Here is a 15,827-nt window from a genome sequence, read left to right as displayed (position 1 = left end):
ACATACTTATATCAATGTCAGTTTTTTCAAATAATATACGCTTTTTAAGAGCCAGGAGAAAGCTCTCCCAACAAAATGTAGCCGATGAATTATTGATTTCAAGAGTCCGGTATTCAAAATATGAAAACGGAATTTCTGAACCTCCTATTGAGCTGCTGGTAAAAATCTCAAAATATTTCCATGTAAGTATTGATCTTATGCTGTCTGTAGATATTGAGAAGCATCCGATAGATGAAATGCTGAAGCTTCCGGACAACAGAATTGTTCTTCCGGTTGCGGTAGATACTCATGGAAATGATACGATAGAAATTATTCCTCAGAAAGCTTCAATGGGTTATCTGGAAGGTTATAGCGATATAGATTATATTGAAAGTCTTCAGCGTATTGCTCTTCCATTTCTTACCAATGGAAAATACAGAGCTTTCCCTGCAGATGGGGATTCTATGCCTCCGTTCAGAAACGGATCTTATATTGTAGGAAAATATGTAGAGGGAATCAATGAATTGAAACCAGGTAAAACCTATGTTTTCGTTACCTTAAATGATGGAATTACCTATAAGCGTTTTAAAGAAAGAAAAGAAAATGCAATCTCAGTAAGTGCTGACAATTCTTTTTATGAACCTTATGATATTCCTTTTGAAGAAGTAGTGGAAATCTGGCAGTACGCTTCAGGAATTTTCCCTGAAGATTTTGAACCGGGCGATTATGAAAGCTACAATTTTAAAGAAATGTTCCGTGAACTGAGACAGGACATCAGGGATCTTGACAAAAAGGTTTCCGGCCGTCGTCGTAAACAATAGTAATATGTAAAATATTTATTATATAATATACTCCCGGTCATACAGCCGGGATATTTTTGTTTATATGGCATCTTTTTGTAGCGGTATATGATGTGAGTATTACAAAAATCAATTCTTTTTAATTACGGCAATAGTTATTTCATCATAAATATCTATTATTTGATGTTTTATGGAATAATAATCTCAAAAAAATAAGTTTTAATGAATAATCTCTGGTTTGAGAGATAAAAGTTCAATATATTTGTGATACCAGATGTAGCTCATTAATAATAAACTTCGATGAAAAGATATCCGACTTTTTTATTAGCATTACTTTTCCCAATTACTCTATATAGCCAGCAGAATCTTACTGCTGATGAATTGTTTGTTAAAGCCCGTACCACTGCTTTTGAGCAGAAAGACTATGCTACATCTATTGCCCTGGCAAAAGAGGCATTGGAAAAAGCACCTAATTATACTGATATTTCCGTTTTTCTAGGAAGATTATATACCTGGAATAAAGACGTAGCGGCAGCAAGAGCTGTGTTTGAAGATCTCGGAAAAAGAGAGGTTCAGGATGAAGATTATTTCCTGGCGTATGCTTCATTGGAATACTGGAATGATCAGAATACAAAAGCTATCGAAATTATAGATAAAGGACTTTTTTATCATTCTAAATCTGAGGCATTACTATTGTTGAAAGCAAAAGTATATTTTGGAATGGATAATTATGAAGAAGCTGACAAAGCAGTAACCACTCTATTATCTATTAATCCAAAAAATACAGAGGCAAGGGCTCTTGCAGTAAGAATCAAGGATCTGTCTTCTAAAAATGCTGTTGGAATTATTTACAACTATTCCCATTTTGACAAACAATTTGATGATGACTGGCATATCGTAGGAGTAAGTTACAAAAGAATTACACCTATTGGTTCTGTGATCCTTCGCGGAAACTATGCAAACAAATTTGCACAAGGCGGTACACAGATTGAATTGGAAGCGTATCCAAGACTTTCCAAAATGTTCTACCTTTATGTAGGCGGAGGATATTCTGATGATGTAGGTCTGTTTCCGAAATACCGTACCGGTGTTTCCCTGAATGCCAATCTTCCTCACAGTTTTGAAGCAGAATTGGGATACCGCCAGCTTCATTTCAGCAACAGCATCTGGATGTATACTGCTGCTGTAGGAAAATATTATAAAAATTTCTGGTTCAACCTGCGTACTTATATTACTCCTGACAGCAAAAACATTTCACATTCTTATACAGGAACGGTGCGTTATTATACTAAAGGAGCTCAGGATTATTTTGCTTTTCAGATTGGAACAGGAATAAGCCCGGAAGAATACCGAAATAATCTTCTGGAAAACGAGACCTTTAAGCTTAAAACCTTTAAAGTAGGCGCTGAGTATAACTTTTCTTACCGCTCCGTCAATCTTTTTTCTATAGGAACAATGTATTATAACCAGGAATTCCGTCCGGGTGAGAAAGGAAATCAGTTTGACATTACTTTAGGCTATACCCGAAAGTTTTAAAACTTTGATTTTGTTTTTTTCTTAAAATTGACGATTACTGAATCCGGCATCAGTTTTTTCGTGGAATAAAACTGAGCATTCATGCTTTTATACTGATTGAACCTTCCATTGATCTTACTCATGGCTGCAGCGTCATTGGAAGCATCTTCTTCCATGTCTTTAAGCGTGAAAAGCTGCCCATCATGGATATAATATTTTTCAGAAACAAAATCTATAAGCTGGTTTTTACTTTGCATCATAGGAATTCCGGCTTTGTTGATTTCAGCATCTGCGGAGAATCCTCTTCCAACCCATGTTACTGTAGAAGGTGTAGTGATTTTATAATTATTTCTGTAGTACGCTAAAATAGAAGGTGCAATATCAAAATGACTTACTGTTTTATGAAAACGTTTTGATTCTTTTAATAATGGTGAATAGATTAATAAAGGCACATGGAATCTGTCAATTTTAGATTCTAAGGTAATTTCAGGCATACTGTGATCTCCTGTAATGACAAAAATTGTGTTTTTGAAATCCGGACGTTTGCTGTAATTTTCAAAGAACCCTTTCATAGCATCATCAGCATTCAAGACGGAGATGAGCTGATTTTTATGAGCGGCTGCCCATTTTTTCTGTTCTTTGGTTAAAATCCCTGAGTTTAGCCTTTGGTTGTACAACTTTTCATAATAATCCTTATTGTTGATTAAAAAAGGATTATGTGTTGAAAGTGTAAGTATCATATTGAAATACGGCTGATTCTGCGGTTTCTGTTGCTGTTGCATTTTATTTAAGACTGCCTGATCTTCATATCCCCAACTCTCCCCGTTGTTAGCAGGAAGTTTACGGTATGGAATGGTGAATGAGGCTTCGTCCACAATATGATCTACTCCACTGTATTCCAGGAATTCACGGTAGCGGTCAAATGATACATGACCTCCATAATAAAATCCTGTTTCAAATCCGTTCGCTTTAAGGATATTATAAAGATTGAAATTCTCCGGTGTTTTTTCTATTTCAAGGAAGCCGTTTTTTCCGAAAGGAAGAGATCCCGTTAATGATGGTAATGCTCCGAATGTTCTTCCTGCTGAGCTTAAACTGTTTTCCCAATACAACCCTTTATTGGATAAAGAATCAAGATAAGGGGTGAAGTTGCCGATATATCCTTTCGGAGATGTATACGCATGTCCGAAGCCTTCCATAACAAGAAAAACAAGATTAGGAACTTTCTCAGATTTGTTCATATAAGATCCTAAGAAATCCGGGGTGTTTTCTTTTCTCCAGAACGGAAAGTTTTTATCGATCATTTCTGCGTTGGCGGTAAAATCTTCATTATCGCTTAGCAATTCGGTGAGTTCCGGATGGTCGCTGATGAAATTGTCTTCATTGGATTTAAAGAAATAAGCCCATTTACTTTTTGCTGCATTTTGGTTAAACTCACTCTCAGAATTCAAAACCTTTGCTCCTACTAAATTGGAAGGAATAAAGAATGCTGATAATCCGAAAATCAATAATATCATTCCCGGATATATTGATTTTAAAGCTGTTTTACCTGCAATCCATAAAGGAACAAGAGAAGCTGTTATCAAAATTCCCAGTAATGCAAAGTTTTTGAAGTTGAGCATTCCGCTTGCCTGCAAAATCTGCTTCATCTCTTCTTTACTGTAGTATAAAAGATCTGCACCCAATACGTTACGGCTTTCAGAAAAATATAGGAATAAGATATACTGTGTAACTGCTACAACAACCAGGGTTAAAATTCCCAGAATTCTTGCCCAGCCTTCTTTGATAAAATTAATAATCAGATATATAACTCCGACACAGAATGTCAGTTGCAGGGCAAATAAAATGTTTTCAAAGAAAAGACGCCCAATAATGGCTGATGTTTCAAATTTTGGAAAGGTATATTTGTACCATAGAGATTCTGCGGTTACTCCTATTAAAAATAATGCAAAGAAAACCAACGCCAGCATTCCCCATTTTTTGAGTCCTACCTGAAGAATAGCAGATATTCTTTCTTTCAGCGGTAAATGTTGTGTACTTTGGTTGAAACCTTGTCTTGTCATTTCGCCCCAGCCATGAGATTTTTTGAAATAATCTATAAATCCGTTAACCCCTGCTTTTACCACAATTGGATGAAAATAAAAAGGTTCGGAAAAAGCTGTGAAAATTAATCTAAAGAAGTCTTTTCTTTTGGTGTAGACCTGATGGCTTACGAGATCCACCAGTATCGCATAGATGGAATATAAGAATCCCATTGAGATCACGAGGGCGAACAGAACGATAAAGAATGGCCAGTTGATAATTCCCAGTAATAAAAAGATGATAAAGATAATATAACCTGAAAATTCGATGAGCGGACCGAGAAATTCAAAGAAGAACCAATAAGGAAGGCTGATCATTCCCAGTTTTTTATACTTTGGATTGAACATCATTTTTCGGTGTTTCCACAGGGTTTCCATGGTACCGCGCATCCATCTGTTTCGCTGTTTTCTAAGAATATCTTTGGATTCGGGAACTTCTGTCCAGCATAGAGGATCCGGAATAGTAAGTACTTCGTAAGGCTCATTTTTTTCTTCCATGTACTTCCTCATTCTTACCACCAGCTCCATGTCCTCTCCCACTGTACTTTTATCATAACCACCGCAAGCCAGTACGATTTTTCGGTCAAAGACTCCAAAAGCACCGGAGATCAGAATCAATCCTGAAGCTCTGGACCACGCCATACGCCCCAATACAAAAGCTCGGATATATTCCAATGCCTGTGTTCTTCCCAGTAGGGTTTTCGGCATATTGACACTTACTACTTTTCCGTTTTCAATGACGCAATTGTTAGCCAGACGAATCACTCCACCGCATGCAATGAACTTTTTATCAGTCTGCTCCAGCATGGGCTTTGCAAGCTTTAAAATGGAGTCCTGCTCCAGAATACAGTCAACATCAATGCAGACCAGATATTCACCGGAAGAAATATTGACGCCAACATTTAAAGCATCTGCCTTTCCTCCGTTTTCTTTATCAACAACAATCAGTTTTTTAAAGGCCGGGTTTTTACTTTTATAAACTCCTCTTACCGCATTGGTTTCTATTTTTCCCTGAATAAAATAAACTACAGATTCAAGTTCGTAAGCTTCGATCAGCTTTTGGATAGAATCATCCTTACTTCCGTCATTTACAATGATAATTTCAAGATTATGATAGTAAAGAGATAAGAGAGAACGTACATTTTCCACAATGGTCATTCCTTCATTATAGGCCGGAGCAATAACGCTGAATACAGGAGCATTGGGATTAGCCGCAATGATGCTGTAGTCTGTGAATGTATTTTCTTTTTTATAACGCAATACAGCACCCAACGCATAAATTCCTATCCAGCCATAGATAAGGGTTACTGCTGTTCCGTAAACCAAAAACAACCAAATAACAACTTCATAGATGATGTGTGAGAATTCTAACATACTTTTTCCTGTAATGCGTATTTAATAATTTGAATGAGTTCTTCTGAAGAGGTTTCTTTTTGAGATATTTCTGCCAGGTATTCCTGTTGCTCCAAAGCACATAAAGCTTCTGCAGCATACACCTTTATCCCTGAATCAGCATTGTTTAATAATTGATTTTTCAGAAAATCCGTACTGCATTGTTCTTTTGACTTTTTCATGACTTTCAGAACCTCTTTCTGCACTTCAATGGGTTGATTTGGATACATTTCCATAAGATGAGCAATGGTGGAAGAATTTTCCAGTGACAATAAAGTCTGTACTGCTTGTACCCTTACTTCAACGGAAGGATGATTCAACAGATCAATTACTGTAGAATAGAGTGATAATATCTGAAATTTTCTTAATAGCTTAAGGGTAAAAATGACTACGGATTCATTAGAACTTTCCATCCATTTTTTAATACTATCCCCTGATTTTTCAGGAATGTGGGTGATTGAAATAAGCAAACGAAGCTGCTGCCATTCTGATATTCTGGAGGAAATGCTGTTCAGAAAATGAAGACCTTCAAATCCTTTAAAGTTAACCATCGCATATTGAGCCTCCTGATACACCTGAGCTGAAGGATGGGTTAAAAATGTAGAAATTTTTGGCAATGCTTCTTCCACGTGCATTGCTGTAAGCTCCTGTATTCCTCCTGCAATAATATGTTCTTTCTTTTGATTCAGTTTTTTCAATGCTTCTTCCTGAAGGCCATATTCCCGGAATAAGTCTTTGAGCTTATTTTGAGCTGCTCCGGAAAATTTTTTCTCGGATTCTGCCAGTTTCTGAAGGAATAGATTTCTGAATGAAGGACTGCCAGAAGCCACTGAAAAGTTAGTGTCTGCATACATTTCCTCTTCGCCATATACAATCACTTCTGAGATTTTTTTATTGATCACTTCAGACCATCTGAAGGCCTGAACAGATTCTCTGTACTGATAAAAGCTGTAAATCAGTACAACAATAATCAGTAAGAGTACTAAAGATAGCATTCCCAGAAAAACAAGAAAAAGAAAATGCACAGAAGTGGTGAGAAACATGGCTTTAGTTTATTTTAAAGAGAATCTTTTTATTCTTAATATCAATTCATTGGGACTGAATGGTTTCACAATAAAATCGGCAGCTCCGAGGTCAAAAGCATTCAGTACTACTTCTTCCTGCCCCATGCTGGAAAGCATGATTACTGGTACCTGCTTGCCCATGGTTTTAATGGCTGAAAGTATTTCAATTCCTGAGGCAAACGGCATCATAATATCTGTGATAGCCAGATCTACATCTCTGGTTTTAAGGGTTTCGATAGCGTCTTTCCCGTTTCGGGTCAGGATCACTTCATGCCCTTCTTTTAATAATTTGTGTTCAATCGTTTTTAGAATCAGTTCGTCGTCTTCGGCGATTAGAATCAGCATAATTTTAGTATTTTATTGTATTAGATTTTTAATTAATTGTAATCCTGTTGTTATTTCGCGGATAATTTCTTCTTCCATGGACATAAAATCCATGTTCGTTTCTGCTTTTTTCTCCCAGCTGGCAGTACGTTCTGTAAGTTTTACCAATCCTGCTGTTCCTGCTGTTCCTTTGAGTTTGTGAAGAATCAGTTTCAGGTGGTCACTGTCTTTTTCAGCAGTACTTTTTTTGATATTTTCTTCAGCCTGATTAAGTTGTTCTATGACAAGATTTAAGAAGATTTTCCTGAAATCTTCATCATCGTCACCTATTTGTTCGTTCAGAAGATTTATATCAAGGTAATTTTCCTGATGGGAAGAATCTTCAGCAGGGTTATTACTTTCGTTAATGATGTACTTTTTAAGCATTTCCAGCAGATCTGCCTGCCTTAAAGGTTTAGGAAGGAAGTCATTCATCCCGGAATCCAGACATTTTTCTTTCTCTCCCAGTACATTACCTGCCGTTACCCCAATAATGGGAACATTAGAATATTCCGGGAGTAAACGGATTTGTTTGGTCGCTTCAATACCATCCATTACCGGCATCTGAACATCCATTAAAATGATATTGAATGCCTTTTCTTTACACTGCAAAACTGCCTGAAGTCCATCCGTAGCTTCTGTAAGATGTGCATCCGGTACCAATGAACGCATCATTTTGTGGTTAAGAACCATATTAACAGGATTGTCATCCACCAATAAAACCTGCGGTGCCTGCATCAGTATAGAGTCTTCTGTTTCCGGTTGTGCAATGCTGGTTACCTCCTTTTCAGTGTTTTTTACAGCTCGTCTCAATGTTTTATAGAGTTCTTCAGACTTGATAGGCTTCAGCAGGAAGAATGAATTGTTTTCCTGACGGAAAGAATTGATCACATCATGTTCCTCGGAAGACGTGTGGAGAATAATCAAAGGAGAAGATTCATTTTGTTTGCTGAATAGTTCCTTGATTTTTTCTATTGTTTCCAGACCGGAAATGATAGGCATATGATAATCCATCAGAATGACATCAAAACGCTCTCCTGCAAGCAGTATCTGAAGAGCCTCCATTCCATTGGCCGCAAGCTTTGAATCTATATTTTTATAAGCAAGCATGTGTTGAATGATAATTCTGTTTGCTTCATTATCATCTACAATAAGTACTTTGCTTATTTTCAGATCTTCGTCTTCATGACGATCAGATAGTTCATAAGGAACCTCTAAGTCAAAATAGAAAACAGAACCTTTTTGAAGTTCACTTACCAATGACAGGCTGCTTCCCATATATTTCAGAATATTATTGGAAATGGTCAATCCGAGACCCGTTCCTCCATACGTTTTACTGATAGAGCTGTTTTCTTGCGTAAAGGCATTGAAAATATGGTGTTGCTTTTCCTTAGGAATACCAATTCCGGTATCTCTTACAGAAAATCTAAGTTTGATATTCTTGTTATCAATATTGAGCTTTTCTACTTTAAGCTCTATTTCTCCCTGTTGTGTAAATTTCACGGCATTTCCAAGAAGGTTGACTAAAATTTGTTTCAGTCTTGATTCATCCAGCCACATGATTTCAGGAAGACCCTGTTCTATATTGAGGAGTAATTCTATATTTTTTTTCTGTGACTGGTAAAGGATTACATTGATCACCTGACTTACCATGTCATAAATATTGGATTTTTCAATGATAAGATCCATTTTTCCGGATTCTACCTTGGAAAAATCAAGAATATCATTGATGATATTCAATAAATTCTCTCCTGATTCATTGATATAATTGAGGTATTGAGTCTGTATATCATTCAACGGAGTTTTTAAAAGAAGATCGGAAAAACCAATAACACCGTTCAGCGGAGTCCGGATTTCATGGCTCATGTTGGCTAAGAATTCAGACTTTGCTTTGCTGGCAATATCTGCCATTTTCTTGGCATTTTTCAGTTCTCTATTGATTCTTACGGAAGGGGTAATATTCTGTGCAGAAACAATAATTCCTCCGATAACATTATTGGAAAGGTACCAAGGCGTCACTTCTACACTGTAATGCTGAATGATTCCTTTACCCGGAACTTCTATGGCCATATCTTCATTTTTATAGGCCTTTCCTGCCAGTGCATCCTGATATATTTTTAATCTCTCATCCGGTACATTGGGTGAGATTTTAAACATGTTCTCACCAATAAGTCTGATGTCATTCATCTGAAACTCATCTTTCCAGCTTCTGCTTACAGAAACATAATTGAGATCTTTGTCAAACATGGCTACTGTAGAAGGTACATATTTTACAAAAGACTGCAGCATAGCTTCTTTTTTAGCCAGTTCCAGGTAGATATTTTTGAAGGTATCAATATTCTGAATAATTCCATAGACTCTGGTGCATACTCCATCTTCAAATTCCGGGATACCTTTTACCCTTACCCAGATCATCATGCCGTCATTTTGTACAAGCTGTAATTCTTCATCATAGGGAATCCCTTCTTTTATAGCTTTTTCGAATAAGAATTCCAGTTTCTCACGGCTTTTTTCACTATAGAACCCCAGTGCATTTTCAAAATCAGGCTGGAAATTTTTATCTATTTTATGGATTTCTCTGGTAGATTGTGACCAGAGAACAGTATTGTTTTTCAGGTTGACTTCCCATCCTCCCACCTGTGCAACGGCACTGGTTTGTTCCAACATCTTTTTGGTATGAACAAGATCTTTTTCCAAAGTTATTCTTTCGGTAACATTCAGTGCGGTACTCACCACGTAAGGATTTCCTTCTTTGTTGATTTCCACAAGATTATGGTACATCCAGATCATGTCTTCACCTCCTTTAGTTCTCAGGATCATGGTTCCGAAATCTTCCTGATTTTTGTTGATTCTTTCGAGGTATTGTTCAAGAAGAGGCCAGTTTTTCTGGGGAACAAGGTCTTTTAAATTCAACCTTTCTACCTCTTCGACAGAATATTGAAGGGTTTCTCTTCCTTTCTCGTTGACAGCAATGATATTTCCTTCCATATCATGCATACTCATTAAGCCTATAGCATTTTCAAAGAAGCTTCTGAAGCGGCGTTCAGAGCTTTCTAGTTTAAGCTTTTCTTCAATACGTTGGGTGATATTAATTCCAAAACAAAAAATCTCTGAATGATTTTGATTGAGCTTTAAATACCATTCAATAATGATCGTTTGGATATCATCTATTTTTGTTGAAGTAGTAAATGTTACTTCTTCATCCGTATTGGGAAGGTTTTTGGAAAGTAATTGGAGTTGAGAATTATGATTCCCTATCAGGTCCAGGAAATTCTGGCCGAGAATCTGACCTTTATCCATTTGAAATGTATTTTCAAAAGCCGGATTAATCTCTTTCAGTGAGAAATCTTTACCCAGAACACAGATCAGGTTATTGGAAATGGTAAAAGTTTGTTGAAAATACTCAGCCTGGATATTTTTCCTTTTGCCCGTCAGAATTTTTGTGATCGCGTCTCCTATCTTTTTTAGAGCAGATATCTGGTCTTCTGTGATGGTTTTAGGTTTATAGTCGATAACGCAGATGGTTCCCAATACAAAACCTTCATCATCAATCAAAGGAACTCCTGCATAAAACCGGATTCCGCCCGCCAGAATGAGTGGATTTTCTGATGATCTTTCATCCAATAATGTATCATTGATGATCAGAATTTCTCCACTTGCAATTGAATATTGGCATACCGTATTTTTTCTGTCTACAAAATCAAGAGCCATTCCCACGCAACTCTGAATGGTCTGGGTTTCGCTTTCCATCATGGCAATAAGCGCTGCAGGACAGTCTGTCACCAGACATGCGGTTTCTGCAAAAATGTCTAACTGGGGATCTTTTTCAAGGTTTAAAAGATCAAAATACTCCAGTTTCTTCATTCTCCCTTCTTCATTCGCAGGAATTGGATACTTCTTCATATACTATATCAACAATTAGAGACTTTTCTTTTTTGATTATTAAAAAATGATAATCAAGGCATTAAAGTTTATATTTTAAATATTTTTAAGTGCTTTAAATTATTATTTTAATAAGTAAACCAAATTACGAAATTATTTCGTATTCCGTTACAGTAAATTTGATAATAAAGCTATATGTGTATTTATTTAAAATTAACCAGGAAAAGTTTTTAAATAAATAAAGAAGTAATATCTATTATAAAGATAAAAGTACCTGGTCTGATAATAAGATGCTTAATGAATGAAATCTGTTGTATAATACATCTTAAATATGAATATTTTTGAAGGCAGATCATTTATTATTTCAAAAAGTCCATTCCCGGAAAATTCGGAAATGGACTCACCACTTATCATCATCCAAATCACAACTAAACTATGAACAATGAAGCAATAGCCTGTGCATCGCTGCCGCTTAAAATTTCATCATAAGCTGCAGAACCTGCCGCAGCACCAAATAGAGTTGCTGTGTTGTAGCCTGCCTGATTGGTATTGTCTTCTCCTGCATACACAGGATTGGTGGCTGAAGGCATACTTCCTCCGTTAGCAAGCTCAATCCACCCTTTGTTGGCTCTCATTCTTCTTACTTGTGAAGCATGTCTTGCTTCAACGGAATGAATCTGTAATGCTGCCTGAAGCACCACTTTGTTGGACATCACATTTCCTGCCTGTCCTTTATAAGCTCTTACTCCGGTATCTTCAAAGGCCTGAGCAAGGATAAGAAATTGGTTATAATCTATAAAAGGCATGAAATTTCCGCCTGCTGTAAAATCAAACGTAGGCTTATTTCCGGGAGTTGTTCCTAAAGAAGTCAGTGTGCTTTTCAGGAAGCTTACATGGGCAGATTCATGTTTTGAAATCTGCATGAAAACGGTTCTGTCTCCATTAGGAATTAATCCTGGTGTTGACAATCCGATGCTGTAGTACTCATTTTCCAGATATTCCAGTACCAATGCCAGCTGTAAAGCATCTGTGAGTGTACTTTTTAGAGCCATACCTGTTAATTTTGCTTTTGGAGCTTCTGCTTTGGCTGGAGTAGCCATCATCGCTCCTAATCCAAGAGGTACAGCTGCTGTAGCTGCTTTTTTTCCGAATAAAGAAATATTCGTAATGGTTTCCAGTCTTGAAGCTTCTGAAGTGAAAAATTTATCATCAGAAAGCTTGTCCAGTAATCTAAGAATATTCATAATGTGAGTTTTTAAGGTGAATGATTAGTTGATTCCTCTTTCTTTCCAGGTAAAAGGTGTTTTGATAAATGCTCCGGCAGCCATTACAATATCTTTTGGCTCTTTGGCGAGATCAAGTCCATTAGCATCTATCACATCATCTCCCGAAAAATCGGCAGATCCGGGATTGATTAGATTTCTGATGGCAGAGGCATGTCTGGCTTCCACAGAAACTATTTTACCGGCAATCACAAGATAGGCAGGATTGGAAATATATTTTCCTGCTCCATTATAAGCTGCAACACCGGTATCTTCCAATGCTTTTGCGGTAGCCAATACTGAATTCCTGTCATTAAAATTCACATTCGGATACTGGAATTCAAGCTTAGGAAGCACATGATCTGTAGCGCCACTAATGGCAACTTTGAAGAAATCTCTATGAATCACCTCATGATGATAGAGATCTGTAAAAACCTCTTTTTCAATACTGGAAATTCCCGTATAAAAATTGTTCACCACTTTCGTGTAAAAATCGGCTTCAAGCTGTTCTAAAGCATAAGCATAATTGAGTACACCTACATCTCCTGTGCCAAGATCATACTTGGATTCTTCTATAATCTGGAAGTCATCATCATCATTACATCCGATGATGGTAAGGCCTGCAATGGCTAATCCTACTCCACCTAATTTTAAAAAGTTTCTTCTGCTGGTATCAAGGGTGGCACCCTGATTAGAAACCTGAATTGGTTTTTTCATACTATTAATTTTTTAGTGTTAGATATAAAAGAAAGAAAAACAGCATACTGAATATGCTGTTTGAAATCTTAGAATTTATTATGGCATCAATACCGTATCTATTACATGAATCACTCCATTAGATTGGTTCACATCAGCAATCGTTACTTTGGCACTGTTTCCTTTTGCATCTTTTATGTAAAGATCTTTACCTTTTGTCCAGAATGTAAGATTTTCACCCTGTACTGTTTTCATCATGCTTTTTCCGTTCCCTGCTTTTACGGCTGTCCATATTTCTTTAGCACTGTATCTTCCGGGAAGAACGTGATAAGTTAAGATGGAAGTAAGCATTGCTTTGTTTTCAGGTTTTACAAGGTTTTCTACTGTTCCTTTCGGAAGTTTTGCAAAGGCAGCATCTGTAGGTGCCAGTACAGTAAAAGGTCCTGCGCCCTGTAGAGTTTCTACCAAACCTGCTGCTTTCACTGCTGCAACAAGAGTTTTGTGATCTTTGGAGTTGACCGCGTTTTCAATAATATTTTTGGATGGATACATAGGGGCTCCTCCTACCATTACTGTTTTTTCTTTCATCGTTTGTGCAGTTACCTTTCCGCTGAAAGCAAATGATAAAGCTACCATTGCTAAAACTGTGATTTTTGAATGTGTGTTCATTGCGTTGATTTTTAGTTAATTATACTGGTGTGTTTTAAAATCATTTACGAGGTTGGTTTTATTTTAGATTGAAAAAAATGAAAATTATTTTTAATTCACTGTAAATCAGTTTATTATTTTTTATTTGGAATAAATTCAAGACATATAGAGTTCATGCAGAAACGTTTTCCTGTAGGTTTCGGACCATCATCAAAGACGTGTCCCAAATGAGAATCACATCTTCCGCATAGTACTTCCGTACGTTCCATGTGATAAGAAGTATCTTTTCTGTATTTGACACTTTTTTTACCAATGGGCTGATAAAAAGAAGGCCAGCCGCAGGTGGTAGCGAATTTGGAGGTTGAAATAAAAAGAGGATTCCCGCATACGGCACAATAATAAGTCCCTTTTTCATCAAATTCATAATATTTTCCGGTAAAAGCCGTTTCTGTAGCTCCTTCTCTGGCCACCTGATAGAGTTCTGGTTTTAAAATCTTTTTCCATTCATTATTGCTTACTTTCAGTGTATTTTGTGCAGTGTGTGAGTAATATGGATTTTTGCTTTTAAAAAGAGTACTTTGTGCGTGATAAGTCCCGAAAGATAAGACAACGCAAAAAGCAAGTATTGTTTTTGAAAATGGTGTTTTCATATTGACTATTTTTTAATTATTTTCTTATTATCATGTACGAAATAAAAGTTGTTGTAGATTTTGTTGGGAATATGTTTTATTTTATTACATTTGACTAGAAAAATAAACGCTATTAAAACAACCTATTCGGAAGAGGAACTTATCGTTTTATTAAAAGAAAAAAACGAAAACGGTTTTCATTATCTGTATGACCACTATTCCGGTGCGTTGTATGGAATCATTCTTCGAATCGTTCAGTCTAAAGAATATACCGAAGAAGTTATTCAGGATGTTTTTGTTAAAATATGGAACTCCATCCATCAGTATGACTCTTCCAAAGGAAGGTTTTATACATGGATGATCAATATTGCCCGGAATACAGCTATCGACTATCTAAAATCTAAGGGATTCCAGAATGAACTTAAAAACCAATCACTTCCGGATTTCGTATATAATACTGCAGAGCTTTCAACCACTAATAATTCTTCCGATTATATCGGATTTAATAACGTGCTGGAAGGTCTGGAAGCAGACAAGCAGGAGCTTATAAACCTTGCTTATTATCAGGGATATACCCAGCATGAAATATCCGAAAAACTGAAGATACCGCTGGGAACGGTAAAAACGAAAATGCGGAATGCACTGATGAAATTAAAAGATTTGCTAAAAGATTATCAATAAATTGAACACTAAAGAATACATATCATCCGGAATTATAGAATCTTATATTCTAGGTCATGCTTCTCCCGAGGAAGCAGGGATTTTGGAGTGTGTGATGAAAAATAATGCTGAAGTAAAAGCGGCTTTTGAAGAAGCACAGAAAACTTTAGAACATCTTGCTACAGCTCAGGCTGTAACACCTCCAAGTGATTTGAAATCTAAGATTTGGAATAAAATTCAACAGGAACAGGTGGCTGAAGAAGTAGCTCCTGTTCTTTCAGCAGATATTCCTGAAGTAGGAAGACAGAGAGAAAATAATACAGACAGAAAGGAGATTCAGAGAAGTACTCCTTGGAAAACATATGCTATAGCAGCTTCGGTATTATTTCTGGTAAGTGTTGGCGGAAATGTATTCTGGATGAATACGCAATCTGACAATCAGGAAAAAATAGCACTAATGATGGCAGACAAGAAGAATCAGGATCAGGCAATGGAGAAAATGAATCTTAAGATTGATATGTTTTCCAATCCTGATATGCAGATGGTAATGCTGAAGGGCGTAGAAAAACATACAGAGGACAAAGCCATGGTTTTCTGGGACAAAAAGACGAAAGAAGTCTATCTGAATGCAGAAAAACTTCCTAAAGCCCCTGAAGGTATGCAATATCAGCTTTGGGCTATAGAAGATGGAAAACCGGTAAATGCAGGAATGTACACCGAAGATAAAGACAGTAGGATTGCTCTGGCCAGTATACCAGAAGCTCAGGCTTTTGCTATTACGCTTGAAAAAGAAGGTGGAAGCAGCGTTCCGACTATGGAAAATATGTTTGTAATGGGTGAAATTTAAGTTTCACCC

12 protein-coding genes are annotated in these 15,827 nt (G+C 36.7%); 4 read left to right on the top strand and 8 right to left on the bottom strand.

Annotated features, from left to right (window positions below):
- Window positions 1-14: 14 nt before the first annotated feature.
- Together BUE84_RS11590 and BUE84_RS11585 are read left to right on the top strand one after the other, a co-directional pair.
- Complete coding sequence (locus tag BUE84_RS11590; protein ID WP_079243925.1) at window positions 15-800, top strand: XRE family transcriptional regulator; 786 nt, start codon at window positions 15-17, stop codon at window positions 798-800.
- 279 nt (window positions 801-1,079) lie between these two features.
- A complete protein-coding gene (locus BUE84_RS11585; protein WP_079241770.1) occupies window positions 1,080-2,315 on the top strand; it encodes a YaiO family outer membrane beta-barrel protein in 1,236 nt (411 codons plus the stop codon).
- Here BUE84_RS11585 and BUE84_RS11580 read toward each other — a convergent pair.
- The 8 genes from BUE84_RS11580 to msrB all read right to left on the bottom strand — a co-directional run bounded on the left by BUE84_RS11580 (window position 2,312) and on the right by msrB (window position 14,332).
- Window positions 2,312-5,749: a sulfatase-like hydrolase/transferase gene (locus tag BUE84_RS11580; RefSeq protein WP_079241769.1), complete on the bottom strand. Its 3,438-nt coding sequence runs from the start codon at window positions 5,747-5,749 to the stop codon at window positions 2,312-2,314. The two genes, BUE84_RS11585 and BUE84_RS11580, sit on opposite strands and share 4 nt — an antisense overlap.
- Entirely contained in the window at window positions 5,743-6,810 is a 1,068-nt protein-coding gene (locus BUE84_RS11575; RefSeq protein ID WP_079241768.1) for a HEAT repeat domain-containing protein, read from the bottom strand. Before BUE84_RS11575 ends, BUE84_RS11580 begins: the two co-directional genes overlap by 7 nt.
- Before the next feature lie 9 nt (window positions 6,811-6,819).
- Window positions 6,820-7,176, bottom strand: coding sequence for a response regulator transcription factor (locus tag BUE84_RS11570; RefSeq protein ID WP_034697917.1), 357 nt, complete (start codon window positions 7,174-7,176; stop codon window positions 6,820-6,822).
- 12 nt (window positions 7,177-7,188) lie between these two features.
- Window positions 7,189-11,097, bottom strand: coding sequence for a response regulator (locus BUE84_RS11565; RefSeq protein WP_079241767.1), 3,909 nt, complete (start codon window positions 11,095-11,097; stop codon window positions 7,189-7,191).
- A gap of 407 nt (window positions 11,098-11,504) precedes the next feature.
- The gene (locus BUE84_RS11560) at window positions 11,505-12,320 is read right to left on the bottom strand and encodes a ferritin-like domain-containing protein (protein WP_079241766.1); all 816 of its coding nucleotides are present in this window, start codon (window positions 12,318-12,320) and stop codon (window positions 11,505-11,507) included.
- 24 nt (window positions 12,321-12,344) lie between these two features.
- Window positions 12,345-13,055 carry a ferritin-like domain-containing protein gene (locus BUE84_RS11555; RefSeq protein WP_034697923.1) on the bottom strand — a complete coding sequence of 237 codons (711 nt, stop codon included), beginning with the start codon at window positions 13,053-13,055 and terminating at the stop codon, window positions 12,345-12,347.
- A gap of 78 nt (window positions 13,056-13,133) precedes the next feature.
- Window positions 13,134-13,703: a fasciclin domain-containing protein gene (locus tag BUE84_RS11550; protein WP_079241765.1), complete on the bottom strand. Its 570-nt coding sequence runs from the start codon at window positions 13,701-13,703 to the stop codon at window positions 13,134-13,136.
- Window positions 13,704-13,816: 113 nt separating this feature from the next.
- Window positions 13,817-14,332, bottom strand: a complete 516-nt coding sequence (gene msrB, locus BUE84_RS11545; protein WP_079241764.1) for a peptide-methionine (R)-S-oxide reductase MsrB — start codon at window positions 14,330-14,332, stop codon at window positions 13,817-13,819.
- A 90-nt stretch (window positions 14,333-14,422) separates the two neighbouring features.
- Between msrB and BUE84_RS11540 the strand changes: the two genes are divergently transcribed.
- A complete protein-coding gene (locus BUE84_RS11540; protein ID WP_238594409.1) occupies window positions 14,423-14,992 on the top strand; it encodes an RNA polymerase sigma factor in 570 nt (189 codons plus the stop codon).
- Window position 14,993: 1 nt separating this feature from the next.
- The gene (locus tag BUE84_RS11535; RefSeq protein WP_079241763.1) at window positions 14,994-15,818 is read left to right on the top strand and encodes an anti-sigma factor domain-containing protein; all 825 of its coding nucleotides are present in this window, start codon (window positions 14,994-14,996) and stop codon (window positions 15,816-15,818) included.
- The last annotated feature ends 9 nt before the right edge of the window (window positions 15,819-15,827 follow it).

It is taken from the genome of Chryseobacterium indologenes, from assembly GCF_002025665.1.
Lineage (GTDB): Bacteria > Bacteroidota > Bacteroidia > Flavobacteriales > Weeksellaceae > Chryseobacterium > Chryseobacterium metallicongregator.
The sequence above is the reverse complement of the archived record's forward strand: the minus strand, read 5'-3'. Positions and strand labels throughout refer to the sequence as shown.

Bases quoted from the DNA above. Each gene is read 5' to 3' on its own strand.
- BUE84_RS11590 (WP_079243925.1), top strand. From the start codon at position 15: ATGTCAGTTTTTTCAAATAATATACGCTTTTTAAGAGCCAGGAGAAAG.
- msrB (WP_079241764.1), bottom strand. From the start codon at position 14,332: ATGAAAACACCATTTTCAAAAACAATACTTGCTTTTTGCGTTGTCTTA.
- BUE84_RS11575 (WP_079241768.1), bottom strand. From the start codon at position 6,810: ATGTTTCTCACCACTTCTGTGCATTTTCTTTTTCTTGTTTTTCTGGGA.
- BUE84_RS11555 (WP_034697923.1), bottom strand. From the start codon at position 13,055: ATGAAAAAACCAATTCAGGTTTCTAATCAGGGTGCCACCCTTGATACC.
- BUE84_RS11580 (WP_079241769.1), bottom strand. From the start codon at position 5,749: ATGTTAGAATTCTCACACATCATCTATGAAGTTGTTATTTGGTTGTTT.
- BUE84_RS11585 (WP_079241770.1), top strand. From the start codon at position 1,080: ATGAAAAGATATCCGACTTTTTTATTAGCATTACTTTTCCCAATTACT.
- BUE84_RS11560 (WP_079241766.1), bottom strand. From the start codon at position 12,320: ATGAATATTCTTAGATTACTGGACAAGCTTTCTGATGATAAATTTTTC.
- BUE84_RS11550 (WP_079241765.1), bottom strand. From the start codon at position 13,703: ATGAACACACATTCAAAAATCACAGTTTTAGCAATGGTAGCTTTATCA.
- BUE84_RS11570 (WP_034697917.1), bottom strand. From the start codon at position 7,176: ATGCTGATTCTAATCGCCGAAGACGACGAACTGATTCTAAAAACGATT.
- BUE84_RS11565 (WP_079241767.1), bottom strand. From the start codon at position 11,097: ATGAAGAAGTATCCAATTCCTGCGAATGAAGAAGGGAGAATGAAGAAA.